Raw genomic sequence first — 24,955 nt, 5'->3', positions numbered from 1 at the left:
TATGGTTATTCTGGTCCGAAGCTTCATGGTCTTATTTTCGTGAGTCGAATTGACGAAGGTGAAGCTCTAGTTAAAGCTTTGGCTACCCGAGGTATTGCTGCACGCTTTATTAGTGGTAAGAATTCTGTTGAGGAACGAGAACGTGCGGTAGCTGATTTGGAAGACGGTACTTTGGCATACATTGTTACGGTAGATGTTTTTAATGAAGGTGTCGATATTCCAAAGGTTAACCAAATTGTTATGATGCGTCCTACTGTATCCAGCATAATTTTTCTCCAACAACTTGGCCGTGGATTGAGAAAAATTGACGGTAAAGAGTATGTGACGATTATCGATTTTATTGGAAATTACTCTAACAACTACATGATTCCAATGGCATTTGATAAGTCGCGTTCTTCTAACAAAGAAAGAATTCGGAAGAATATTATTTCGCCAGCTGTAACTGGCGTATCTACTATTAATTTTGAACAAGTTGCTCGCCAACAAATTTTGCGAGCAGTGGGGGATGCAAAGTTAGATTCAGCAGCTAGATTTAAGGATGCATACAATACACTAAAACAAAAAATTGGTAATAAAATACCGATGCTTGTAGATTTTGTTCGAATGGGATCGGTTGCAATTGAGGATGTTGTTGATAAGTATAAAAACTTACTGGCTTATCAGTTGAAGTTTGAGACACTTGATGCGGTGCCTAATTTTGATTCTCAAAAAGTTAAACTGTTGAGTTATCTTTCAAAGGAAATTGCCGTTTCAAAGCGTATTTTAGAAATTGATATTTTGGACTGGCTGATTGAATTTGGTCAAATAAGCGACACAGAAATCAAATCACGTTTTGACGATGCTCAATATTTTTATGATGCTGAAACGTTAGATAGTGTTGAGAGAATTTTAAATATGTCCTATTTCATGAAGGGGACGGCCGAAAAATATGGTGATCTACCACTGATAGACCGGACTAATGGCGTTTGGCAGTTAACGGATGAATTTAAAAAAGTTCTTTCTGATAATACCTTTAAGACGTATGTGTCAGATGCCATTACAGCTGGACGCTTAAACCTATTACAAAATTTTGATCCATCTGTGCGTTTCCAAATTGGGCAGAAGTATCTGCGTACTGATGTTATTAAAATGTTGGATTGGGATAAGGAACAAACTGGTCAGAACGTGGGTGGCTATATGAAGCGTCCAGATGATAAGTTTTTACCAGCATTTATTACGCTTGATAAAACAGATAATTATGTGAACCTAGTGGCTTATGAGGATGGCTTTATAAATCGTGATACGATGGTTTGGTTTTCTAAGAACCAACGGACATTGAAAAGTCCAACTGAAAAATTGATATCAGAATCAAATGAATTCGGATTTATACAAATGTTTGTGAAAAAATCCGGTGTCGTTGCTGCGGATGGTAAAGACTTTTACTATCTGGGATCAGCTAAAGTTTTGAGCGCTGAGCAAGAAACGAAGCGGGATGCTAAAGATAAAGAAACAACATTGATTAAATTTGAAATTCGATTAGAACATCCGGTTAATCAAAGCTTGTATAGAGCGTTAACTGAATAATGTTAATAAACAGGAACTATATTTAGCTTCTGTTTTTGTTTTGTTCGTTTTAAAATGTTTTAAAACATGATACTATTTATATAATTGATAAAAAGACGAACAATTTTAATTTAGGGGATGTAAAAATGACTGAAAAAGTGTACTTTAGCCATGACGGGGGCGTTGATGATTTGGCTTCATTGACGATGTTATTGTCATACGAACAACAAGGATTAATTGAGCTAGTTGGTGTAGGGGTTGTGCCGGCTGATTCATACTTGGAACCAGCGGTGGCTGCGACACGTAAGATTATCAATCGTTTTTCAAAGCACCACGATTTGTTGGTTAGTGCGTCAGATGCGAAGTCGAGCGATCCATTTCCAAAAGAGTGGCGGATGGACTCATTTACCGTTGATGCTTTGCCAATCTTGAATGAGTTTGGCGAAGGGGACACTGAGTTATCGTACAACACGGCAGCAGATGACCTGGCTACAATTTTAACAGCAGCCACTGAACCAATTACGTTAGTGTTCACTGGGCCAGTTAGTGACCTAGGTACGGTGTTAGAACAGGATCCAAGTTTGGCAGACAAGATCGACCGCTTGGTTGTGATGGCAGGAACTTTTGGCGCTGGTAACATTGCTGAACCGGAACAAGATGGCACGGCCGAGTGGAATGTCTTTTGGGATCCGCAAGCATTCAAGGTTGTCTTTGATTCAAATATCAAGATTCAAATGGTTGGGTTAGAGAGTACCCATGAAGTGCCATTGACACCAGCTGACCGTTTGCGATGGGCGAAGCTGCGTTCACATCCAGTAATGGACTTTATCGGGCAAGCTTATGCGACAGTTCCTGTATTGACCCACTTCGAGACAAATTCAACATACTTCTTGTGGGATGTCTTGACGACAGCCTTTGCGCAAAATCCCACACTGGTTGAGACGAAGCAAATGACAGTTGATGTTGTACCAACTGGTCAAAGCCGTGGCCGGACATTTGAAACACCAGTAGGACGTGAAATTGAGTTTGTTTATCACGTTGATCATGATGCGTTTTTCAAATTCTTTGAAGAGACAATTCTAGCGATTGAAAATTATTAATAAAATTATAGGGTGTCTGCAAAATTTTTGTGGATGCCTTTTTTAATGTTAGTGGGAATGATAAACTGGTTCCGAAAGTGGGTTATATATAAATGTGGGGGTGAAGAAATGATATCATTCATTAAAAAGTATCGGGTAGCAATTCAAAATATATTGTATGTTCTAGCTTTTGTGGTCATTGGCATCAGTAGTAATTTAACGATTGGTTTGATTGCATGGTGGATTTATACACTATCGGTCTTACTATTTACGATGACGTTTAAAGAAATCGCATGGCAGGTCGCTTGGTTAGAAGCATATTTAACACTAGCGATTATCATATTGGATTTCGTGTTCTTGGCGACCAATACACTTTCATCAAGTGGCTTCTTCCAGTTTTTGGCGGTTGGATTGACTCTGATGGGGTTTGGGATTGATTTGTTGCGTGGCCGCCATTTAACGGCAGGTGGCCGTTGGATTATAGTGAGTCACTTGTTGATGATGCCGACACTGGCGTTTCTGTTGGTGCCATTTCACCCGGTTGTGACGTTTGTCGTTGCCCTTGTGATTGTTGCCTTTATCAGTAGTAAGATTGAAAAAAAGTATCGGCAATTCGACCGGTTCGAAATGGTTCGTGTTAGCGGACATGCCGGCCATTAATAGGTGAATTAAGTCGCCACACAACATCATTTGTCATAAACCTCGTACAATTTTCTTAAAAGTATTTGGAAAGGAAAATTGCGATGCGAAAGTTTATTTTCGGGCTGTTAGCTCTGGCAATTGTTGTGTTTGGCGGCGTTTTTTATTTACTCGGGCGGGATTATAACAAAACATTGGTGAAAGATAACCCGAATACCGTACAATCAAGTTCTTCTGTGGCCACTTCTAGTGAGAGTAGTTCTAGTAGTGAATCGGTGAGTTCAAGTTCAAGTAGTGAGGCGCCCGTGCCAAGTAGCTTAAGACTGTCCGGTGTTGAAACAGATCAATTTGCATCATGGATTGGTAATCAGGCTGCAAAAATGAATCGAGTAGGTTCAGAGTTAGGTTTTGAGGTTTCGAGCGCGTACGGTGATACAACGTTGTACTATGACACAGTGAACGGACCACTCTATCTGAACGGTGGTAATGGTGGTGCTGGTTTACAGGCGCAGGCAGTCTATGGATTCTATAAATGGGATAATGTGAATTTGCATCCAGGTGTGGGACCTGACTCAGATAAGTCAGAGGTGACGAATCAAACGGGGTATGCACCCAAACAGACGATTATGATCAGTCCAAGTGGTTATTCGGGCCATATTGCATCGACGAATGAGTATTCAGCCGACCTATACATCGTTGCGAATGATGGCAATATTTATGAATTTAAAATTCCGCAGAGTCAAAACGGCATGACGTGGCGTCCAAATTCTGATCTGCCACAAACTAGTACAACCGGCGTAGTAGGGCAGATTACACAAGACGCAGCAGCGCGAGCGGAATTGTCAGATTTAGTTGGTTATGACGCTGAAAAGGTTAGCCAACATTTTCAATATGATAATTGATTCATTTGTGCGTATTTTAGTTTAAGTGTAAAATAATTTTAGATAGAAATTTATTTTTTGGAAACAATACAATTTAGTATTTAAACCTCAAGCAAAAGCTTAGTTTCGAGGAGGAAGTGGCAGAGCGTCGGCGGCGGCATCAAGAATCCTTGTTTACGAAAAATCCAGTGCCAGGCACTGAAATGCATGAATATGAATTATGGTTGCGCCGTCGTCGTGGGGAAGACGTCTCGATATACAAACTTGCTCGGCCACGACGCAGCGGTTGGTTGAATCGGTTGTTCTTTGGAGGCATCTAGCACCTTGTACCTGGTAAGGACAGTTATGGTAGACTAAAATCAGCTTGAACAAAAGTAAGTGCAGGGGGGAGAGTGACTAATGCCATATATCAGATTACGACCAAGCGACCTTAAGGCGTTGCCATATGTTACGTTCATCGCGACGATTCTGTTTTTGATGGTCATCGATGACCGAACGGCACGTATTGTATACGGTACTTTCGGTCTTGTAGTTGGCCTTGTAGGCTTGATTGGGGTTGCGGTGATGAATCACTATCATGTGACGAATCATGATGACAAATAATTGATAAGCGGACTAATCATGGTGGTTAGTCCGCTTATTTTTTACCATTGCGAAAGTTAATACAAAGGACTAGACTGGTTTTATATTAGAAAAAGGTGATAAATGTATGAGTGAAATTACACAAGAAGAGTTAGCTTTTTACAAAGAAGCGGTGTCAGTTAGTCCAAAGTCAGCTGCTATTCGCAATGCAGTCACAACCAATGGTATCCTGCAAGCAGCCCGTGATAACGAACGTGCTGGTGCGTTGACGCCAGTATTTAGTGTTGATTTGGAAAGCTCACCGGTGGCCAACCAATTACAGTCAGGACGTTGCTGGATGTTTGCGGCGTTGAACACGATGCGTCACGATATGAAGGCTGTGTATGGTTTGCCAGGTGATTTTGAATTATCACAAAGCTATACATTCTTCTGGGACAAGTTGGAAAAGGCCAACTATTTCTACGAGAATATTTTGGCGACAGCCGACAAGCCAACGGATGACCGCGAAGTGGCTTTCCTACTACAAATGCCACAACAAGACGGTGGTCAATGGGACATGCTAGTGGCATTGATTGAAAAGTATGGGGTTGTGCCACAGTCAGCTTATCCAGAGTCACAAGCGTCATCACACTCGGCTGAATTCAACCGTTTGTACAATGGTAAGTTGCGCAAGGATGCGATTACGTTGCGCAAGTTAGTCGCAGCCAATGCAGCCCAAGCTGAAATCGATGAAAAGTTGGCGCAATTCGGTCGCGAAAACTACCACATGTTGTCACTGACTTTTGGCGAGCCACCGGTAGCGTTTGATTTCTCATACCGTGATAAGGATAATAATTTCCATCGTGAGCAAGCCATCTCACCGTTGGACTTTTTCGCAAAGTACGTTGGTTGGGAGTTGAGCGATTACATCTCAATTATCAATGCGCCAACTGCTGATAAGCCTTTTAATCAAACGTACAACGTTAAGATGTTGGGTAACGTGAGTGGTGGTCGCGAAGTGAAGCACTTGAACCTTGATTTGGCGACGTTTAAAGACTTGGCTGTGAAGCAATTGCTTGCCGGTGAGAACGTTTGGTTCGGGGTCGACATGGGACCTAAGTTGGATCGCAAGGCTGGTTTGATGGATACAAAGTTGTTTAACGAAGACGATTTGTTCGATGTTGATTTCAGTATGACTAAGGCTGAGCGTTTGGAATACGGGGATTCATTGATGACCCACGCCATGGTGTTGACAGGTGTTGATCTTGTCGACGGCAAGCCAACGAAGTGGAAGGTCGAAAATTCATGGGGCGACAAGAACGGTAACAAGGGGTACTTCACGATGTCTGATGAGTGGTTCGATGAGTTTACCTACCAAATTGTGATTAAGAAGGAATTCTTGCCAGAAGAATTGCGTGATATTTACGAAACGGCTACACCAAGTATGCTAGCACCTTGGGATCCAATGGGTGCCTTGGCATAATCGGACAAGTAACCTTGCATTTTCTGGGCTAAACCGATTATCAATAAACAGCAGACCGCACGACAGAATAAGATTTCTGTCGGAGCGGTCTTTTTGTCTGACGTCGTGTGAACGTTGACGTGGTGTAATAAAGAAGTTCTAAGAACAATCTACGTTTTATGACAAAAACACGTTACTTAGAATCCGCCGCACGCTGAGCGAGGTGGGTGCGATTTGCTCAAACGAAAGGAGGACGGATGGTCCAACAAGTAGAAGCGACGCTCGAACAATACGAGCTGATGATAAGAGGGGTGCTGCAGGCTGGCCATGTCTATCGCCGTTCGCCGGATTTTGATGATTATCGCCAGGAATTACGGTTGATGATTGCGGAACGGTTAATGGCGGGTGAGACGTTGACGACACAGCACAATAATGAGTTATTTCGGTGGCTGTTATGGCGCCTGCGCGATTTGCAACGGCGATCCAAGCGCCATGAGGATCGTGGTGTACCGCTTGGTGAAGCGCCGGAGCAAGTGATGAGTAACGCAGCCTTTGTGGATGCGGAAGCGACCATTTTACTGGCTGATTTAGCGAAGCAATGTCGGCTATCGCAGCCGTTACAACGATTAGCATATGATTTAATGCAATATCCGGATGACACAGTTGCGCGCCGATGTCACCGCTTACGGGTTCATCGCGCCACCTATAATCGTCGGTTGCAACAACTACGCCATCAGTTACAAAGTGTTTGGGTAGCCTAAACACGTAAAGCCAATAATATAAGATGAAGCAGACGCTCGGATGATAATAATCATCTGGGCGTCTGTTTTTACTTGTGAAAAAGAAGAGAACTCAAAAACAGCAAACTGCTTTTTAAAGGACTAAGATATATAGGACGAATTGGAAGAGGGAGTATGATGAAACGGTTATTTTTGAATTTGACTTTAACGAATCCACGGTTAGAGAAGGAGATTCGGGAAACGATTATTGCGCAGTCTAATCGTAGTCAACGCCGTGAACGACAGGATATTTATCCGTTGTTAGAGAAGTCATGGTTGTTGGCACCGATTGCTGTGCCACAAAGTCAATTACGGGTGTTGTATTCAGGCTATCAAGTGGCGATTGGGCAGACAGCGAACTACCCGTTGTCGTTGCTACTTGAAAAGGATGGCCAAACCTATGTGCAACTGTATAGTAGTACGGCAAAGTACGAAGCGAGTGCACAAGATTTGCCGACGGTCTGGGTGCGGGCATCGGTGATTTTTGATGTGTTGGAACAAACACCGGAAGTGGCCGGCTTATTGTTGAATGATGGCACGGACGAGTTAATGGTGTCGCGTGATGAGTTACAACGCCAATTCCCACGCCACGAGTTGGTCCGTTTACGTGCGCCATGGTATGAACGACAGCTGGCAACGGACTTTCCTAAGCGATTGCCAGTGCCGGGTGGAAATGAAGCTTGGCAAACCCGCCAGAAAGAGACGAATCAAATTAGTAATGCGTTGGAAGAATTGCGTGCCAAGACTGAGAAAAAAGCTCGTCGCGCGGCTAAGGGTTCTAGTCTCCATCAATTAACGGTCGGATTGCTAGTTGTGGCGTTAATCGTGCTAATGCGTTTGGGTCGTCATGCCTTATTGCCGATGGGCGTGCTATTATTTCTGGCGTTGGCGAGTGCGGTATATGGCTATCGCCACCCCCGCGGTCGCACACTAGGGCGTTGGCTAGTCTATGAGAAACGGGGCGGCTTGGCGAAGATGTTGCAGTTGGAGGATGAACTGTATCGTTTGTCAGCCAAAGTAACAACAACTAAACCAGTGCCTGATCAGTCTGAAACAAGGAAGTCTGAGACGGAGCCTGAGCAAATCACGCCTGTACCAGATCAACACCCAGAAACGGTTTCAGACGAGGAAATGACCGGATTCTTTACGGCATACTTAGCAGCCCGTCGTGAGCGGAAGGATGTCTCACAACATTACGATGACTTCCTGACGGTTGCTAGGTACTATCGCTTTAGCATACCGAAACAAGTAGATGGGAAATTAGCCATCTATTATTATGCTGATCAAGATTATTTGCCGTTGTACATTGCACCAACGGAAGCAATGGCCCCCTTTGGTACACGTCAGGTAACGGGCCAGCAAGCTTTGGCGTTAGTTGCGCAACTGGATGTCGTTGGTGTGCAAATACGAGCTAATAATCAGCGTATCATGCTGCCAAACGATATCTTACAAAAACGTTGGGGTGAAGAAGCATGACAAACTATTATGTAAATTTGCCAGTAGATAATTCTCGTTTAACAAAGCGCCTACGAGGCTTACGTCATGATACGGATGCGGCGTCGAGGTCGCGACGGTTGCAACAGATGGTGATTGATTTCAATCGGGCATTGTTACTGTGGCCGGTTATTACGGACGCGAATCACCAAATTGGTGTGTCTACAACTGGTCAGCCAATTATTGCTGATGATGGCTCGCTTCCGTTTTCAGGTCGGACAGACGAAACGGGGGCTTTCTTCCCAACGGTTTTCTTGTCTAGTGAGGTAGGTCTCGCTAATTGGCCGGATAATTTAGTGAGTCGGATTGACATGATTCAAGAATTTCAACGCAGTGACATGATGTTAGGTGGCTTTGATTTTTACTTAGCCGACGGCGTTGTTGTGACTGTGGCAGAGTACGAATTAGCAACGCTTAAACTAGTACCAACAGATAATACAAATACGACGGTGCCGGAAGATGAACCACAGTTTAGCCCAGATGCGATGCCAGTACCAGCTGACGATTTAGGTCGGTTGCACGTGCTACAACAGCTGTATGATTTAGAAATTGAAAAGCAAACGCTACAAGCTTAAGCGCGGCAGGGTGCGTATAAGCATGCGCAAAGCCCGTTGTTAGGCACCTTGGGTATTATTGCGATGTTATTGAGTTTGATGTTTGCTTTGGCCTACCAGGAAGTGTGGTTTTATGTTGCCGCAGGGGTGGCTGGTGTGATGGCTTATGCGTCATTTCATGTTTCGGAGCGGTCGTTGAACAAAAGATATGAAAAACAAATTGCTAGTTGGCCGTATGCCGATAAGTTAGAAAGTATCGAGACGACGCAAACAAACTTGGGAAATTATAATCCAATTATGATTAATTTCTTGCCTAAATACCTACGTAGTCGCCAAGCCGTTGATATGTTGGCGTTATATCTTGAACGTGGTCAGGCCCAAGATTTACCCGAAGCCATCCAACTATATGAACAAAATTAGCCAAACCTGTAAACGTTTTCAAATCCAAGTGTTCAAAACAAAAATCTTCATAATTGCCCGGTAATCTCTGAAGTATCAAAAGAAATTAGCGAGGTAAGTACTATGGTAGATCGTTTGACGGGGAAGGTTGCAATTGTGACTGGTGGAACCACTGGTTTGGGAAAGGCAATTGCCCAACGTTTTATTGAAGAGGGTGCTAAGGTTGTGATTACGGGACGTCGTGCCAATGTTGGTGAGGCGGCAGCCAAGGAACTCGGCGGGGAAGATGTGATTCGTTTCCAACAACACGATTCATCTGACGAGCAAGGTTGGCAGGACTTAATTGCTTACACAGAAGAGGCATTTGGTCCGTTGAATGTGTTGGTTAATAATGCTGGTATCGGAGCAACTAATGACATTGAGCACGATACCTTTGACGCTTATCGTAAGTTGATGAGCATTAATGCTGATGGAATGTACCTCGGTACGCAATATGGCTTCCGTGCAATGAAGGAACATGGTGGTGGGTCAATCATTAACATGTCATCAATCCTTGGTTTGGTTGGTGATACGATGACGGCCTCATACAACGCTTCGAAGGGGGCAGTTCGCATGTTCTCAAAGTCAGCTGCAGTCTACGCAGCGCAAAACGATTTGAACATTCGTGTGAACACGGTGCACCCGGGCTACATTGCGACGCCAATGACGGACGGTTCTGGTGAAGGTGACTCAGTCGCACCTTACGTGACGCAACGTTTGAAGACACCAATGGGACGTATGGGTGAACCAGATGATATCGCTTGGATCTGTGTCTACTTGGCTTCTGAAGAATCAAAGTTTGCAACTGGTGCCGAATTCGTGATCGATGGTGGCTACACAGCACAATAGATAAGCAAAGCTCTGACAGTGATGTTAGAGCTTTTTTGCGGTCGTTTCATTTTGTGAAAACCATAACGTTTACAAAGTGGAAGTAAAGTTGTATCATTATTTGTGTAGTAATGAGCATGAGATAATTTATTTAGGAATTTGTTATTTGAGAGGTAACTAACATGAGTGATGTAGCATTTATTACTGGCGCAGGACAAGGTATCGGTGAAGCAATCGCTAAGCGTTTAGCAGATGACGGCTTCAAGGTCGCAGTTGTTGGTCGCACGTTGTCAAAGGTTGAACGCGTTGCAAACGAAATTAACGCAGTTCACCCTGACGCAGCGTTGGCCGTTGCAGCTGATGTTGCGAAGCGTGATGAAGTATTTGCCGGTGTTGAAAAGACTGTTGCACATTTTGGGGATTTGACAGTCATGATCAACAACGCGGGTGTTGCACCTACGACACCAATCATGGAAGTTGACGAAGAGACAATGCGCTGGACGTTTGATACAAATATCAACGGTACAGTGTGGGGAACGCAAGCGGCGGTCGAAGCCTTTAAGAAGGCTGGCCACGGGGGTAAGATTATCAACGCCACATCACAAGCGGGTGTTGAAGGAAATCCTGATTTGACGGTTTACGGGGCAACTAAGTTTGCAATCCGTGGTATCACACAAACGACGGCGAAGGAATTGGCGCCATTGGGCATCACAGTTAATGCATTTGCACCTGGTATCGTTAAGACACCAATGATGTTTGATATCGCCCACGAAGTTGGTCAAAATGCTGGTAAGGATGATGAATGGGGCATGGCCCAATTCTCAGACGGCATTGCACTTGGTCGTTTGTCAGAGCCTGAAGAAGTCGCATCAGCAGTTGCCTTCTTGGCTGGCAAGGATTCAAATTACATCACGGGGCAAACATTGGTCGTTGATGGTGGGATGGTATTCCATTAATTTGGACTTGTTATCAAATTCACATTGATTTTATTCGCAGAATAGTTTACAATTATTCTTGTTTGATGATGATTTCACAAATAGTTGTTTGACCATTTATAAACAATACTCAAGCTCTCATATAATCACACTAAGCGTGGGTGCCTGGAGAGGCAGCCTGGTCAAGCGAAAAGTAGATCCGAAAAGCACCGCCGTCGACTGAGATGGCGGTGCTTTTGCTAGCTATGGTATAGTAAATAAGGATTAAATGAGATGAGGATGACGACATGATCGAAGAACAATTTGAGCAGGCAGTTGCGCAGTTGAACGAGTCACTGAACTTGGCAAAGGTCGACAATATTCTGAAGCAGGTGTTGATGGCGGGGATGAAGCGTGGCTACATTGACGCACATTTGGCAGTGTTTGCGGAAGTTGAGAATATCAATCCCGAAGAACAAACGGCTGAATGGGTCGACCGCGCTGAAAAGTTTGCGACGGATAACTTTGTGACGTTAGAAAAGGTTGCCCAAAAGAATGCTTCTGATTTGTATGCGCAAATTAAGAGTATGTTGTCAGAAGAATATCACGAGATTACGCACCACAACCATGACAAGATTGGTCAGGCGAATGTGGTCATGCCATACTTTAACGGTTGGTTCTTAGGTGCGTACTACGCCTACATTGCGCTGTTCACGCAAATGCAGTCAGCACAAGGCACAGTTGGCCCAACGGAGACGCAAGCAATCGCCAAGGCTGCTTCAGACCGTGCCGAAAAGGAAGTGGAAGTCGAACGTCGTAAGTTCAACAACCGCCCAATTTATCGTCAGTCAATGTTGCAAGAAATGTTGGCAGCACTATAAATACATTTTAAAAACGCCAAGCGATTCAGTTCGCTTGCGTTTTGCTGTTTAGTAGGAATCCCCATTAACGATTGAGTTCTTAACGATGACATAGTCGACGTACTTAAGATCCATCAATTGACGACCACCAGCGTATGAAATAGCTGATTGCAAATCTTGTTCCATTTCAAGCAAGGTATCATCGATGTAGCCACGGTAAGGGACTAACAACTTCTTACCTTCGACGTTCTTGTATTCGCCCTTTTGGAATTGCGAAGCAGAACCAAAGTATGTCTTATACTTAGCGCCATCCATTTCGATAACTTCACCAGGTGTTTCAGCGTGGCCTGCGAACAATGATCCAATCATGACCATCGTGGCACCGAAGCGAATTGACTTGGCGATATCACCGTTATAACGAATCCCACCATCTGCGATGATTGGCTTCTTAGCAGCCTTCGCGCAAAGACGGAGGGCAGCTAGTTGCCAACCGCCAGTACCGAAGCCAGTCTTCAACTTTGTAATGCAGGCCTTACCCGGACCGACACCGAGTTTTGTCGCATCTGCACCCGCATTTTCCAAATCACGGACTGCTTCAGGCGTAGCCACGTTACCGGCAATTACAAAGGCATTTGGCAAGTGGGCCTTGATGTATTGAATCATCTTGATAACGGCGTCGGAGTGACCGTGCGCAATATCGATGGTGATGTATTCAGGCGTCAAGTTAGCGGCTTGCAAGGCGTCGATGAACTCGTATTCTTCTTGCTTAATTCCAACGGAAATTGAAGCAAACGTGCCAGCTTCATGGAAACGACGGACAAAGTCCAAGCGTGTTTCTGGTTCGAAACGATGCATAACGTAGAAGTACCCCTCAGTGGCGAGTTTCATCGCCAACTCCTCGTTAATGACCGTTTGCATGTTAGCTGGCACAACGGGAATCTTGAACTTACGATTGCCGAGTGTGACAGACGTGTCCGCTTCAGAGCGAGACTCGATAATACACTTGTTTGGAATGAGTTGAATATCTTCGTAGTCGAATACAGTTGAAAAGTCCATTTAAATTCCCCTAAGTTTGAACAATGTTCGTGTTTTAATATTAATTTTGTTGCGTTCCACCCAACAAATCAATTATAACCGAACTAAAAGCAAAAACAAGCACAACTTCTCTATTTATTTGTGAATGTTCTGAGAGCTTGTTATAATAATTAAGTACGAAAGCCGTACATTAACGGGGTCGTTACGGAATCGACTGGCATTGTTCGTGCTAGTACTGCGTTTAGGGGTTGTGGCCCTATAATCCACTCAGAAGAATTAACTGCAAACAATTCACAAAACACTTACGCAGTAGCTGCCTAAAAAACAGCCTGCGTTGCCTATGCATAGCTTTGATTGTGGGTTAAGCTAGGTTTTAAAATTAAGCAATCTGCGCATATTTGTCTCCGCCTGGGGCAGGTATGAAGAGGATAATCAGGCTGGTCTAACTGATCGCCGCGCGGAATGGCGTGCACTAGACGAGATTTAAATTATTCAGCTATGAACGTAGATGTGTTAGTTACGAGATGGTAGGACAGGGGTTCAACTCCCCTCGGCTCCATATATAAGGTTGAAAACGTTGATATACCGGCGTTTTCCTTGATAAATAAGTGATTGGGTCGCAAAAAGGGCCGCAACTATGTTGTACTGAAATGTACTGTTTTGTATTAGTTGCGCCCCCAAATGTGACCCTCTTTTTTATGGGTTGAGACAATAAAAAATACCGTTGCTCGGTCACTGAGTAACGGTATCAATAACATAATTAAATTTAATATTGTGGCTGCCTGCCTTATGTCGTCTTACATGATTGTAAGGCGTTTTTTATTTTATACAAGCGCTCGTGATAATCGTTTACAGTGAGCCGTTAGTCGGGCATACTAGTCTATGCGGTGGATCGGCTTAATTACCCGTTGAAACCGTGGCAAGTTCTGCGATACATGGCGTCACTGTTCTCTCTACAATTTTTCTTGGAACAGGGAGGACATATAAAATGTTTCAAAGATTATCCGGGAGTTTAGAGTGGTTCACTTGGCAGCAAGTGGCATCTTTGCGGTGTTCGTGGTGTTAATTCTGATGTTACCTAAAATCATTCGTGCGATTGTCAGCGGTTACGTTGATGTTAAACGAGTGAATAGCGAGACAAAAGAAAAGACATCCACGTCCGAACACGAAGATGCCTAACCACTAAGAACTCTTGGAACTTGTCAGCCCTGTTAGTGTCCTACCACTAACGGGGCTTTTTCTATACACCTATATTACTAGGAGAAATGGCTAAAAGCAACAAAACAAGAGTAAAAATACAACGACATGCAATACTATGGCAATGGCAAAAACAACTAGTCGGCAATGTATGCCGGCATGTCGTATGTGTCTTGAAATGCTAAGACAAATGTTACCAGCCATTTTGAGTGCACTTTTGTATTTGGTAGCCTCCGGTAGGCTTTAATACCAAGCTTCAGATGATTTATCTGGTAAAACACCGGTATCTATTTTCACTCGAAGTAAGGAGCGCATCGCATGTGTTAGGTAAATTTTGCGAGGGTCATTTTCGGCGCTCCAAGTTGTTGCGCCACCGGTTTTTTTAAAGACGATACGCCCGATATCTGCCGGGTTTGATTTGTGATTTTCGACGTAATAGTGGTATTCAATAGTCGTCGCAGTTTCCTTGATTTTTGTAGTGGTTACCATATGGTTCGCCTGCACAATTTTTTATAAAACGCGTGTGTTCCTTCTCTTAGAATTTTATTGGTGCTTCTATAACAAGTGAGTAACATTCACGACAGCCGTTACCAACGCCAGAAATGCAACCAGCCAGTAAATGCGAATGTTGCTACTGCGACCCATGACAGTGAAAGCTACTGCCAAGATAAGTTGAAAGGCGACCCCGTACCAGGACGTGCTACCGTGAACGATCTCTAGAATTAACAACACAACCATTACAGGGACCAAGGCCCACTGGAATAGCCGTGCCAATTTAGTCATATCAGCCATTGTAATTCTCCCTCTAAATGAATGATGCTTTATCTAATTATCGCGCTACTGGCGGTGCGAATTCAATACTGATTTAGTGGGTTAAATGACAATAACACTTTTTTATTTGTCAAAACAAAGTAGTGGGTCCAGAATAATCGTCGTTGTAATACAAGCCGAAAAAACGGAGGTATCAAACATGGCAGCACATCCAATCGACTATGAAGTGATTGGTGGCAATTTTTCGACGGACAAAGCGCGCCAAATTTGGTCTGAAGAGGCCAAGTTGGAGAAGCAATTTATTGTGGAACAAGCGCTAGCCAAGGTGGAAGGTGCGCAAGGGTGTAATTCCCGCAAGCGCAGCTGACACGATTGTGAACTTGGCGTTCGGCGATTTAGACATTGATCGAATTGCCCAGATTTCACACGAAAAACAACATTCCTTGTTGGGATTAATTCAAGAAATGCAGCGCATCGCTGGCCCAGAAGCTGGTGAGTATGTGCATTTTGGGGCAACCACCCAAGACATTGTAGATACAGGACTTGTTTTGCAAGCTGCTGATCACTATGAACGGTACGAATCCCTTCTGGCAACGTTACGTAAGCAATTAGCAACGTTAACCAAGACGTATGCCCAAACGCCATATATGGCGCGGTCACATAATGTGCATGCGGTGCCAATTACATTTGGGTTTGTTTTAGCACGCTACCTAGATGAAATTCAGCGACACGTTGACCGGTTAACGCAGATGAAGGCCGACACATTAACAGGCGTCTTCGCTGGTGCGGTTGGATCGCATTCGGCACTTGGTATGGCCGGAATTGCGGTTGAAGAATCCTTGATGGCTGAGTTGCATTTACAAACTGAGACCGTTGCATGGCACAACGCACCCGATCGTTTGGTGGCGTACACTGGCGAATTGGCAATGTTGGGGGCAACGTTAGCCAAAATTGGTCGGCAATTCTATAACGAAGCTAGCACGGAAAATCAGCAATTAGCTGAGCCGTTTGTCGGGCAAGTTGGGTCGTCAACGATGCCACACAAGCGCAATCCAGAAAACTTTGAAGCGATTGCTGCATTGGCTGAGCCAATTTTTGCCGCGCAAACGCAGCTGATGCACGCGTTGTTGAGCGTCAATGAACGTGATGCAATTGCGTGGAAGCAATTGTGGCTAGCCTTGCCTGAAATTCACCAGTATGTTGATCGTCAGTTAACCTCGCTCATTGCGATGCTTGATGGTCTAGTGGTGAATGTCGACAAGATGCAGGAGAACGTGGCGCGCCTAGGTGATTTAGTCTATGCGGAGGACATTATGATGTTCTTAGCAGACCGTCTGGGTAAGCAAACCGCGCACGAAATTTTGTTCGAGGTGGCACAACGAAGCATTGACCAGCAAACGGACTTTTTGACCGATTTGATGGCGAATGCAGCGGTTGCCGAGGTAACAAGTTTGTCAGAATTAAAGACGGTGGCGTCATTTGAAAAGACGACCGTCGAAATCCCAACATTGATTGCACATGTTTTAGAGAAGGAAGTAGGTTAAACAACATGATGAAGAATACAAAGATGATGACGTTGGTTGCAGCAGGTGTCGCAGGACTAGCTTTGGCTAACATGCCAGTGCACGCTGCTGAGAAGACGATTACATTGGGATCAACTGGTGTGTCATATCCAACGTCTTATAAGGAAAATGATAAGTTGGTTGGCTTCGACGTTGAAGTTGCGAACAAGGCGTTTGCGGCAGAAGGATACAAGGTGAAGTGGGTTAACGGTGACTTTGATAGCTTGTTGCAACAATTGAGCAGCAAGAAGATTCAAGGTGTGTCAAACGCGGTTGCTTACAACAAGGACCGCGCTAAGCAATACCGTTTCTCAAAGTTGTACGCAACGTATAACCAACAAGTTGCCGTGCCAAAGGATAGCAAGGCCAAGAAGGTCAGTGATTTGGCTGGTAAGACGGTTGGCGCTGTGCAAGGGTCAACGAGCATCAAAAATTTGAATGCGTACAACAAGAAGGTTGATGTACGTGCCTTTGAGTCACGCGATGATGCCGTGACGGCTGCTAACGGTGGCAAGGTTGATGGTGTGACGAACTCAGGTCCAATTTTGAAGGCGGTGATCAAGGACAAGCAATTGGCTTTGAAGATGTTGCCTGACAAGATTGCAGCTGACCATGACGGTGCGGTCTTCACGAAGGATGCCAGTGGTAAGAAGGACGCGAAGACTTTTAACGCCGGCTTGAAGAAGTTGTACAAGGATGGCGAATTGCAAAAGTTGTCACACAAGTACTTCGGTGAAGATATTATCAATGGAAAGGCGCTTAAGTAATGTCATTTGATGTGCATTATATGATTGGTGTGATGCCAAAGCTCTTACCATATGTGCCATTGACCTTACTCTTGACCATCGGAACTGTTTGTAATCGCAACGCTGGTCGGCGCCGTCGTGACCTGGTTGCGTCGTAGTCGATATCGCTGGTTACAAGCGGTTGCTCGGTTCTATGTGTCAGTATTCCGTGCTGTACCCGGGGTCGTGCAAATTTTCTTGGCTTACTACGGTTTGCCTGAAATTATTCCTGCGTTGAAGACCTGGTCGCCAGAAGTGATGGTCATTTTAGCTTTGGGCTTCAAGTATGCGGCGTATATGGCCGAAACGTTCCGAGCAGCCGTTGATTCTGTTGATGCCGGGCAATGGGAAGCAGCCACCTCGTTACAGATTAATAAGTGGGCCTTCTTTAAACACGTGATGCTACCGCAAGCCGCCGTAAATGCAATTCCAGGGTTTGGCAATTACACGATTGGTATTTTGAAGGAAACTGCATTGGCCTTTGTCATTGGGGTGACGGAACTATTTGGTGAAGGTAAATTGATCGCTGGCGGTTCGTTTAAGTATATGGAAGTTTACGCAGCGGTCGCGATTATTTATTGGTTGTTGGTAGTGGCGTATTCGGCTTTGCAAAATAAGTTAGAACGCTATTATCGTCGGTACATGTAGGAGGGGAACATCATGACAATGGCAGTTAAGCAGTTGGTTGTGACGGTGCCAACGAATAAAAAGCATGTCACCAAGGAAGTGTTGCATGAGGTGTCGTTTGACATCCCCACCGCACAAGTCCTAACGATCCTCGGCCCATCTGGTGCAGGCAAGTCAACATTGATTCGCACGTTGAACGGCCTACAACCAGTTACGACTGGCAGTGTGCCAGATTTAGCTGGTCAAACAGCGATGGTGTTTCAACACTTTAACTTATTCGCAAATTTGACGGCGCTAGATAATGTTGCCTCGCCACTTTACCTGACTGGTCAGCAATCGAAAGCGGTCGCCCGCGAACGTGCAATGACGTTACTGGAAAAGTTTAATTTGGCTGGGGTTGCGACACAATATCCCAGTTCACTATCCGGTGGTCAGAAACAACGCATTGGCATTTTACGAGCCTTGATTACGGAAGCGCCGGTGCTGTTGTTGGATGAGCCAACTTCAGCGTTGGATCCGGAATCGATTCGAGAAGTGACGGACATGATTACTGAGGTGGCCAAGTTGCCTAACCGGACAATTATCTTAGTGACGCACGATATTGCGTTTGCACGTGATATTTCGGATGATGTGCTATTACTGGCGGATGGACGGGTCCAAGCGTTTGAACGTGCCGATGATTTCTTCGCACCTGAACAACAAAATACAGCTATCACAGCATTCCTAACACGTTAGGGTGCTGAAAAGTAAGGACGCAAACCGACTTGGGCTTGCGTCCTTTTTTAAATTTCTTATGAGGAATCCGCTGAAAGCTGGGCAGAGGCACTAAGCTCCCATATACTATTAATCAGTATGTTTAGGAGCTATTGTGATGAGAAAAGAAAAAGTGTGGGTATACGGCTTAATTATCATCCTTGTGTTGGAATACATTTGGGCGGTGGTTAACCACTTGTTCGGCTTTGGCGTGAATGTATTCTGGGGCTTGTTGTTGATTGGCCTGATTAACATTCTAGCGGATGAGTTATTACCTAAGTTAAGAACCGTTTATATCGCAGTAAACGGCGTCTTCTTGGCGTTGGTTGTGATTGGATCATTAGTGAGTTGGCAAGTGGAGCGCCATGAAAATCGGATTTCATTGGTCACACAAAGTGATTATCGCAACAACTTAAAGCGGACAACGGCAATCGCTGAAAATGAGTTGGACGCCGTTGTTAACGACCGTTCAAGTGGTGATTATTACATTTATATTGGTACGGCGGCATCCCCAGATAGTCGCAAGTTATCGCCAGTGATTAAGCAACTCGCGAAAAATCATGAAGTCTACTATTTCGATACAGGGGCGTACACGCTGAAGAAATCATTCCGAGACAGTCTTGAGGTGACAAACTTGCCATACGTGACGTATGTGCATAATGGTCAACGGACGACGGGCTTGAATGGTGGTAAGACGACGTTGCATGAGCTGCAACAGTTAGCTAAGAACCAGAAGTAAAAACTTGATAAAGACCTGGAACGCACAGTCAATCGACCGTGCGTTCTTTGTTATACTTGAAAACTGTAATTATTTGAGATTAGTAAAATAGCATTTTAAACAGAGGAGAGAAACATGAAGTTGTTTGAACGCTGGTTAGCGCACAGCTTTGATTGGCAATCATTGGGCTTGGCCTTACTGATCGTCATTGTGTCATTTTTATTGATTCGTGGTGTCGTCCGGGGCATTTTTCATTTTATTGAGAAGCGGATTCCGAAGCGCTTTGAGGCGTGGATTGACGTCTTGATGGCGTTTGAAAATCCAGCGCGCGTCGTCGTGCTGTTTTCAGGGTTACTGTTGGCTTTGCACACGGCCCATGCACCACATTTGCTGATTACATTTGCGACGCAAGTTTATCGCTCGATTCTAATTTTTAGTATCGGTTATGGGTTGTACACGTTGATGGGTTCATTGACAACGTTATTGGCGCACCTAGGCGAACGCGTGCACATGGAGATTGATTCGATTGTGATGCCATTCTTGACCCGTATTCTGCAATTTGTCGTCATGGCCTTAACGGTGACGATGATTTTGTCTGACTGGGGCATTAATGTGAATGGGGTGTTCGCTGGACTGGGGTTGGTTGGATTGGCTGTTTCGATGGCCGCCCAAGATCCAATCAAGAACTTGTTAGGTGGAATTATCATCATTACTGAAAAGCCTTTCCAAATCGGTGACTGGATTGCGTCACCGTCGGTTGAGGGAATCGCGGAAGATATTACATTCCGATCAACGCTCGTGCGGACATTTGATGGCGCTTTGGTGATTGTGCCGAATGCGACGCTATCGAATGAACCAATTACGAATTGGTCACGGATGGAGACCCGCAAGTTAACGTTGACGTTCTACTTAGACATTGCCACTAAGACGAAGGATATGATGGCGGCGATGGCTGATGTGGAAGCAATGCTGGCTGCTGACGACCGATTTGCGGCTGATACGCAAAAGGCGTACATCAATTCCGTGACGACACGGGGACATGAGTTTATGGCTGTCGCACAGTTCAAGATGCTGCCAGACGCTGACTGGGCCGGGACGCGAGCTGATATTAATATGAAAATTATTCGTATTTTGGCAGCCCATGATATTCAGTTATCAGCCGGCATTGAAGCGCCAATGGAAAATTAATCAAAACGGTAAGCCTGCGGGTTTACCGTTTTTTGTTAAACGCTAACCTTTTTTAAGTTATTTGGCTTTTTAGCGTGCGCAGACGTGTGAAGCCCGTTACAATAGATGTAACAATATTGAAATGAAAAGGGGAACTTGAGATGGCATCTGCATTATTAGCGATTGTCGTTGGCTTGGCTGCCGTCGCAAACTATACATTGTTTTCGGTCGTGCCAACCGGACTACCACAAGTCCTAAGTGTGATTGGTCAAGGCGTCTTATCGGTATTCGCCATTATCGTGTTTGTCACTTTCCAAGGGCGCAAAACATGGCGTGATTACGATGGCGTAAACGGTTGGACGGTCCCACGTGGGATTACTTGGGTCGCGCTGATCGGTACGCTGGGGTCATTCGTAGTGATGTTACTTGCGGTACTTGGTATCATTACAGGTCATATTTAACAAAAATTAGTTAACGTCGCGTTACCGTACTAGTAGCGCGACGTTAAACGTTTTACAAGGTTTTTACTATCCCTTTAAACGGTTGACGCTGTTAACCAAGGTCGGTATAGTAGACCAAGTTGAAAATTATAAATAGTTCTTTTAACCGTCAGTCAGAGAACTGGCCAAAGAGCGCGTCACCTAGGATAACTGTAGACTATTAGTGGGCCGCTCTGTACATTTTTGTAACGGAGTGGCCCTTTTTGTTTACCTTATACCTGGGTGCAAGGAGGGGAATATGGAAAAGCAGTTTGGTCAAGTTGAAGCGATTTCAACTGACAAGCGCACAATGTCAAACTGGGATATGTTTGCAACTTGGGTTGGTGCCAATGCCAACAACGGGACGTGGTACATCGGTGGTGTGATTGCCGCAGCGGGGATGTACACTGCGTCGACGACTTTGATTATTTCGGGATTGGTGTCATATGCCTTATTAGCACTTGCTTCGTTTATGGGCTTTAAAACGGGGTTGCCAATGATGGCCTTGACGCGTGCATCATTCGGTTTGCGTGGGTCATTCTTACCATCAATTATTAACATCGTGCAATTTATTGGATGGGCTGCCGCAAATACGTTTATCGCTGCGATTTCAATTTCGGTAATCTTCAAGGATTTGTTTGGCTGGCAAGCCTATACTGCAGGCGGCAAAGCTGGTTTGGTCATCGGGATTATCATCATGTCATTGTTGCACTTGGCATCAATTTCATTGGGTGAGCGTTCGGTCCGGATGATTGAACGTATTGGGATTATCTTGGTCGCAATTTTCGTGATTTGGGAATCAATTGTGGTCTTCCAACACGTGTCATTAGCGGATATCTTTGCCTGGACGCCACCAGCAAAGGTGCGTATCTCATCAGGGGCTGCAATCGATATCTTGGCCGCCTTTAACCTGGCCTGGGTAACGGCATCATCTGACTTCTCACGTTTCACGAAGCGTAAGTCAGGGGCAACGGGTTGGTCATTCTTGGGTGCTAACATTGGGCTATTCTGGTTTGCCTTCATTGGTTTGACGGCAACGATCGCAACGGCCTTGATGAACAACGCGTTTGATCCAAACGACTCAGATCCATCAACGATTGCGTCAAAGCTAGGCTTGGGGATTATCGCCTTGTTAGTTATTGTGATTACGTCAACAACGGCTAACGCGGTTAACTTGATGGCGGCTGGGTCAGCGTTGACCAATATGTGGCACAAGTTGAAGTTGACACCTGCTTTGTGGATTGTCACGATTGGTGCAACGTTGGTGTCATTCATTCCATTGTGGTTTGCCACTTTCTTGGATGCCTTCATTTTGTTCTTGGATTACATTGGTATGTTCTTGGGTCCAGAAATCGCAGTCTTCCTGGTGGATTTCTTCTTTATTCGTAAGGGACAATATGAGTTGTCAGAATTCACGAAGGTTGACGGTAAGTACTGGTACAATGGTGGCTTGAACTGGTTGGCTATCGGTGCTTGGTTGATTGGTATTGCCTTGTACTTCGGTTTGAAGTCAGTTGATATCATCAGTCAAACAATTGGTGTGACATTCGTAGCGATGGCATTAACGGGTGTTATTTATTACATCGCGGCTAAGCTACTTAAAAAGTAATAGAAAACATTAAGGCAACCTGCTTACAAATCGGCGGGTTGCCTTTTTTCGTCTATAATAGAGCTTTAGCGAAAATACGGGATGACAATTAAGCGAGGGACTTATGGCGAACTATTTAATTATTACTGAGAAACCATCTGCTGCCCAAAATTTCGTCAAAGCACTTGGCGGGAAGGTCGGTCAGTTTGAAGGCAATAACTTCAATATTACAAACCTCCGTGGCCACGTCATGACGTTGAAAGAACCAGAAGAAATGGTGCCAGCTGAGTTGCAAAAGGCCTACAAGTCGTGGACACTCAAGTACATGCCTTGGCAGATTAGCGACTTCAAGTGGCAACGGACGTACATTCGTAATCGTAACTTGCGGACGGGTAAGTCGGAATCAACGAAGAAAATTGTGGATGAAATCAAGGCTGAGTCGAAGAAGGGGTATGACGCCTTGGTTATTGCAACCGACACGGATCCATCTGGTGAAGGTGATTTATTGGCCTGGGAAGCAATTGATGCCATTGGCTGGCACGGCCAAGTCCTGCGCGCCAATTTTATGGATGAATCACCTAAGAGTATTAAGGCGGCGATGCGACAATTAACGGATGTGACAGATAAGTGGCAACACGGTGCTTACTTGAAGGGTGAAAGTCGTAACCGTTGGGACTTTATGTCGATGCAATTAACGCGCATTGCGACGACATCCGCCAAGAAAGCTGGTTATAAGGTCGTCGCCCGCGAAGGCCGGTTGAAGTCGGTCATCGTTTGGAAAATCTATGAACAACTAGAAGCGATTAAAAACTATGTTCGAACCCCTTTTTATGAAGTGAAGTTCAAGGACCCAGCTGGTCACGTGTTTGGTCGCGTGACAAAAGATGGCGACGTGATACCATGGCGATTTCCGAACAAGGCCGCGGCCGAACAAGATATGGCCCAGTATCACAGTAGTGCGGTGGCACACGAAAAGCACCAAACTCGGACCCAAGCACCAGGACGTTTGCTAGACTTGGCGGGGTTGGCCGCCGTGTTGGCACCGCGCGGGTATGCGTCAAAGGAAGTGTTGGCGACTTATCAAAAAATGTACGAAGCACAAGTGGTGTCGTACCCCCGTACCGAAGACAAGACGGTTACCCCGGAGCAATTCAATGAACTGCTCCCGTTGGTCGACCGGATTGCCAAGTTGGTGGGGGTTGATACGAGCTTGTTGACACACCGGCAACCACGGTCAACGCACGTGAAGCCACAAGGATCCCACGGGGCGAACCGGCCGGGTGTCAATGTGCCAGCTGATGTACAAAGTCTGAAAAAGTACGGCGACAGTGCGATGGCGATTTATGAAGTTCTGGCGAAGAACTACTTGGCGATGCTGGCGGAAGATTACGTGTATGACCACGTGACGGCCGACTTGGCCGATTACCCAAGTTTTAAAACAGCGTTCAATGTGCCAATTCAACTGAATTTTAAGTTGGTGTATGATTCATTTGCCGCCACACGCGTTGATGATGACGATGAGGATGAAAATGCGGGCGTGTTGGGACCAATGGCGGATCCGTACATTCATGAAGGCGCCAACAAGAAGCCACAGCAACCCACGACGAAGTGGATTATGGCGTACTTGGAAAAGCATAATGTTGGTACTGGAGCGACACGTGTGTCGACGTTATCCGACATGGGTAAGGGTCAAAAAGCGATGTTGCGTGAGGCTCGTGGTAAGTTGACACTAACGGAAACGGGTAATGTGTCAGCGGTCATGGTGAAAGGGACTTGGATTGCGTCGCCGAAGATTACCAAGCGTCTGTTTGAAATGATGGACGAAGTGGGCGAATTTAAAATGACGATGGACAAGTTGCTGGAATCAGTGACACAAGTGGTTGATCATGATATGCCGATTATGGTGGCGAACGCCGAGGCATTGCAAGCAACATTGGGGGCGCCAAAACCCAAGCCCGTGCGCAAGGTTAGCGAGAAAACAACTGGCACCTTCAATGGTGAAGAAATCACGTTTGCCAAAGAATGGAGCGGGCATAAATTTACGGATGACGAGCTCGCGAAACTATTGGCTGGCGAAGAAGTTAGTTTTGCGGCTAAATCAAAACGGGGTAAAGATTATACGGCAGTAGGGAAGTTGGCCAAGCAAACATACAAGGGTAGTACCTTTTATGGCTTTAAGTTGAATCCCAAACCTCGGAAATAGGGCTTCACTAAAAATGATATTCGTCATATACTTGATGTA

29 protein-coding genes and 1 other RNA gene are annotated in these 24,955 nt (G+C 45.1%); 27 read left to right on the top strand and 3 right to left on the bottom strand.

Translation table 11 applies throughout. The annotated features are described in order from the left end of the window. From ESE_RS0101720 to ESE_RS0101660, 14 genes are all read left to right on the top strand, one after another. The coding region (locus tag ESE_RS0101720) for a DUF3427 domain-containing protein (protein WP_010370229.1) at window positions 1-1,563 on the top strand (1,563 nt) is incomplete at its 5' end. 125 nt (window positions 1,564-1,688) lie between these two features. Next, a complete protein-coding gene (locus tag ESE_RS0101715; RefSeq protein WP_010370226.1) occupies window positions 1,689-2,642 on the top strand; it encodes a nucleoside hydrolase in 954 nt (317 codons plus the stop codon). A gap of 108 nt (window positions 2,643-2,750) precedes the next feature. Beyond that, entirely contained in the window at window positions 2,751-3,281 is a 531-nt protein-coding gene (locus ESE_RS0101710; protein ID WP_010370223.1) for a hypothetical protein, read from the top strand. Between the two features lie 83 nt (window positions 3,282-3,364). Beyond that, a complete protein-coding gene (locus ESE_RS0101705; protein ID WP_010370220.1) occupies window positions 3,365-4,162 on the top strand; it encodes a hypothetical protein in 798 nt (265 codons plus the stop codon). 116 nt (window positions 4,163-4,278) lie between these two features. After that, entirely contained in the window at window positions 4,279-4,461 is a 183-nt protein-coding gene (locus ESE_RS12135; protein ID WP_137636373.1) for a hypothetical protein, read from the top strand. A gap of 79 nt (window positions 4,462-4,540) precedes the next feature. Then, window positions 4,541-4,744, top strand: a complete 204-nt coding sequence (locus tag ESE_RS0101700) for a hypothetical protein (RefSeq protein WP_010370217.1) — start codon at window positions 4,541-4,543, stop codon at window positions 4,742-4,744. A 106-nt stretch (window positions 4,745-4,850) separates the two neighbouring features. After that, window positions 4,851-6,185, top strand: coding sequence for a C1 family peptidase (locus ESE_RS0101695; RefSeq protein WP_010370214.1), 1,335 nt, complete (start codon window positions 4,851-4,853; stop codon window positions 6,183-6,185). 236 nt (window positions 6,186-6,421) lie between these two features. Then, entirely contained in the window at window positions 6,422-6,925 is a 504-nt protein-coding gene (locus ESE_RS0101690; protein WP_010370211.1) for a hypothetical protein, read from the top strand. 153 nt (window positions 6,926-7,078) lie between these two features. Next, window positions 7,079-8,419 carry an SseB family protein gene (locus tag ESE_RS0101685; RefSeq protein ID WP_080553221.1) on the top strand — a complete coding sequence of 447 codons (1,341 nt, stop codon included), beginning with the start codon at window positions 7,079-7,081 and terminating at the stop codon, window positions 8,417-8,419. Then, a complete protein-coding gene (locus tag ESE_RS0101680) occupies window positions 8,416-9,012 on the top strand; it encodes a hypothetical protein (RefSeq protein WP_010370208.1) in 597 nt (198 codons plus the stop codon). The genes ESE_RS0101685 and ESE_RS0101680 overlap by 4 nt, the downstream gene beginning before the upstream one ends. Window positions 9,013-9,075: 63 nt before the next feature. Next, a complete protein-coding gene (locus ESE_RS0101675; protein ID WP_010370206.1) occupies window positions 9,076-9,411 on the top strand; it encodes a hypothetical protein in 336 nt (111 codons plus the stop codon). 102 nt (window positions 9,412-9,513) lie between these two features. Further along, a complete protein-coding gene (locus ESE_RS0101670; protein ID WP_010370204.1) occupies window positions 9,514-10,278 on the top strand; it encodes a glucose 1-dehydrogenase in 765 nt (254 codons plus the stop codon). 161 nt (window positions 10,279-10,439) lie between these two features. Next, complete coding sequence (locus tag ESE_RS0101665; protein WP_010370202.1) at window positions 10,440-11,213, top strand: (S)-acetoin forming diacetyl reductase; 774 nt, start codon at window positions 10,440-10,442, stop codon at window positions 11,211-11,213. Window positions 11,214-11,479: 266 nt separating this feature from the next. Next, window positions 11,480-12,052, top strand: coding sequence for a hypothetical protein (locus ESE_RS0101660; protein ID WP_010370200.1), 573 nt, complete (start codon window positions 11,480-11,482; stop codon window positions 12,050-12,052). 48 nt (window positions 12,053-12,100) lie between these two features. Here the strand turns inward: ESE_RS0101660 and ESE_RS0101655 are convergent, their stop codons facing one another. After that, complete coding sequence (locus tag ESE_RS0101655) at window positions 12,101-13,087, bottom strand: GMP reductase (RefSeq protein ID WP_010370198.1); 987 nt, start codon at window positions 13,085-13,087, stop codon at window positions 12,101-12,103. Between the two features lie 174 nt (window positions 13,088-13,261). On the opposite strand from ESE_RS0101655, the gene ssrA reads away from it, so the two are divergent. Together ssrA and ESE_RS12205 are read left to right on the top strand one after the other, a co-directional pair. Beyond that, window positions 13,262-13,628: a transfer-messenger RNA gene (gene ssrA, locus ESE_RS12015) on the top strand. Between the two features lie 455 nt (window positions 13,629-14,083). Next, window positions 14,084-14,245 carry a hypothetical protein gene (locus ESE_RS12205; protein ID WP_010370195.1) on the top strand — a complete coding sequence of 54 codons (162 nt, stop codon included), beginning with the start codon at window positions 14,084-14,086 and terminating at the stop codon, window positions 14,243-14,245. Window positions 14,246-14,506: 261 nt separating this feature from the next. Here ESE_RS12205 and ESE_RS11280 read toward each other — a convergent pair whose 3' ends face one another. Together ESE_RS11280 and ESE_RS0101640 are read right to left on the bottom strand one after the other, a co-directional pair. Continuing rightward, the gene (locus tag ESE_RS11280; protein ID WP_010370192.1) at window positions 14,507-14,752 is read right to left on the bottom strand and encodes a hypothetical protein; all 246 of its coding nucleotides are present in this window, start codon (window positions 14,750-14,752) and stop codon (window positions 14,507-14,509) included. 66 nt (window positions 14,753-14,818) lie between these two features. After that, window positions 14,819-15,055 (bottom strand): hypothetical protein, encoded by a 237-nt coding sequence (locus ESE_RS0101640; RefSeq protein ID WP_010370189.1) that lies wholly within the window; start codon window positions 15,053-15,055, stop codon window positions 14,819-14,821. 178 nt (window positions 15,056-15,233) lie between these two features. On the opposite strand from ESE_RS0101640, the gene ESE_RS12430 reads away from it, so the two are divergent. The 11 genes from ESE_RS12430 (at window position 15,234) to ESE_RS0101595 (ending at window position 24,916) form a co-directional block, all read left to right on the top strand. Next, entirely contained in the window at window positions 15,234-15,401 is a 168-nt protein-coding gene (locus ESE_RS12430; protein ID WP_010370185.1) for a hypothetical protein, read from the top strand. Further along, window positions 15,367-16,578: a lyase family protein gene (locus ESE_RS11275; protein ID WP_010370182.1), complete on the top strand. Its 1,212-nt coding sequence runs from the start codon at window positions 15,367-15,369 to the stop codon at window positions 16,576-16,578. The genes ESE_RS12430 and ESE_RS11275 overlap by 35 nt, the downstream gene beginning before the upstream one ends. Window positions 16,579-16,583: 5 nt before the next feature. Then, window positions 16,584-17,363 carry a transporter substrate-binding domain-containing protein gene (locus ESE_RS0101630; protein ID WP_010370180.1) on the top strand — a complete coding sequence of 260 codons (780 nt, stop codon included), beginning with the start codon at window positions 16,584-16,586 and terminating at the stop codon, window positions 17,361-17,363. Next, window positions 17,363-17,500: a hypothetical protein gene (locus tag ESE_RS12425; protein WP_010370175.1), complete on the top strand. Its 138-nt coding sequence runs from the start codon at window positions 17,363-17,365 to the stop codon at window positions 17,498-17,500. The genes ESE_RS0101630 and ESE_RS12425 overlap by 1 nt, the downstream gene beginning before the upstream one ends. Continuing rightward, window positions 17,481-18,029 (top strand): amino acid ABC transporter permease, encoded by a 549-nt coding sequence (locus ESE_RS11270; RefSeq protein ID WP_010370171.1) that lies wholly within the window; start codon window positions 17,481-17,483, stop codon window positions 18,027-18,029. Before ESE_RS12425 ends, ESE_RS11270 begins: the two co-directional genes overlap by 20 nt. Window positions 18,030-18,041: 12 nt before the next feature. Next, on the top strand, window positions 18,042-18,743 hold the full coding sequence (locus ESE_RS0101620; protein ID WP_010370169.1) for an amino acid ABC transporter ATP-binding protein: 702 nt from the start codon (window positions 18,042-18,044) through the stop codon (window positions 18,741-18,743). Window positions 18,744-18,879: 136 nt separating this feature from the next. Beyond that, on the top strand, window positions 18,880-19,500 hold the full coding sequence (locus ESE_RS0101615; protein WP_029237424.1) for a hypothetical protein: 621 nt from the start codon (window positions 18,880-18,882) through the stop codon (window positions 19,498-19,500). Window positions 19,501-19,614: 114 nt separating this feature from the next. Next, window positions 19,615-20,667, top strand: coding sequence for a mechanosensitive ion channel family protein (locus ESE_RS0101610; RefSeq protein WP_010370165.1), 1,053 nt, complete (start codon window positions 19,615-19,617; stop codon window positions 20,665-20,667). 140 nt (window positions 20,668-20,807) lie between these two features. Then, a complete protein-coding gene (locus ESE_RS0101605) occupies window positions 20,808-21,107 on the top strand; it encodes a hypothetical protein (RefSeq protein WP_010370163.1) in 300 nt (99 codons plus the stop codon). Window positions 21,108-21,384: 277 nt separating this feature from the next. Continuing rightward, entirely contained in the window at window positions 21,385-22,734 is a 1,350-nt protein-coding gene (locus tag ESE_RS0101600; protein ID WP_010370162.1) for a cytosine permease, read from the top strand. A gap of 103 nt (window positions 22,735-22,837) precedes the next feature. Continuing rightward, window positions 22,838-24,916 (top strand): DNA topoisomerase, encoded by a 2,079-nt coding sequence (locus ESE_RS0101595; RefSeq protein WP_010370160.1) that lies wholly within the window; start codon window positions 22,838-22,840, stop codon window positions 24,914-24,916. Window positions 24,917-24,955: the final 39 nt, after the last annotated feature.

Origin of the sequence: Weissella cibaria KACC 11862, assembly GCF_000193635.1 — a bacterium.
Lineage (GTDB): Bacteria > Bacillota > Bacilli > Lactobacillales > Lactobacillaceae > Weissella > Weissella cibaria.
This window is presented reverse-complemented; position numbering and strand designations above follow the sequence as displayed.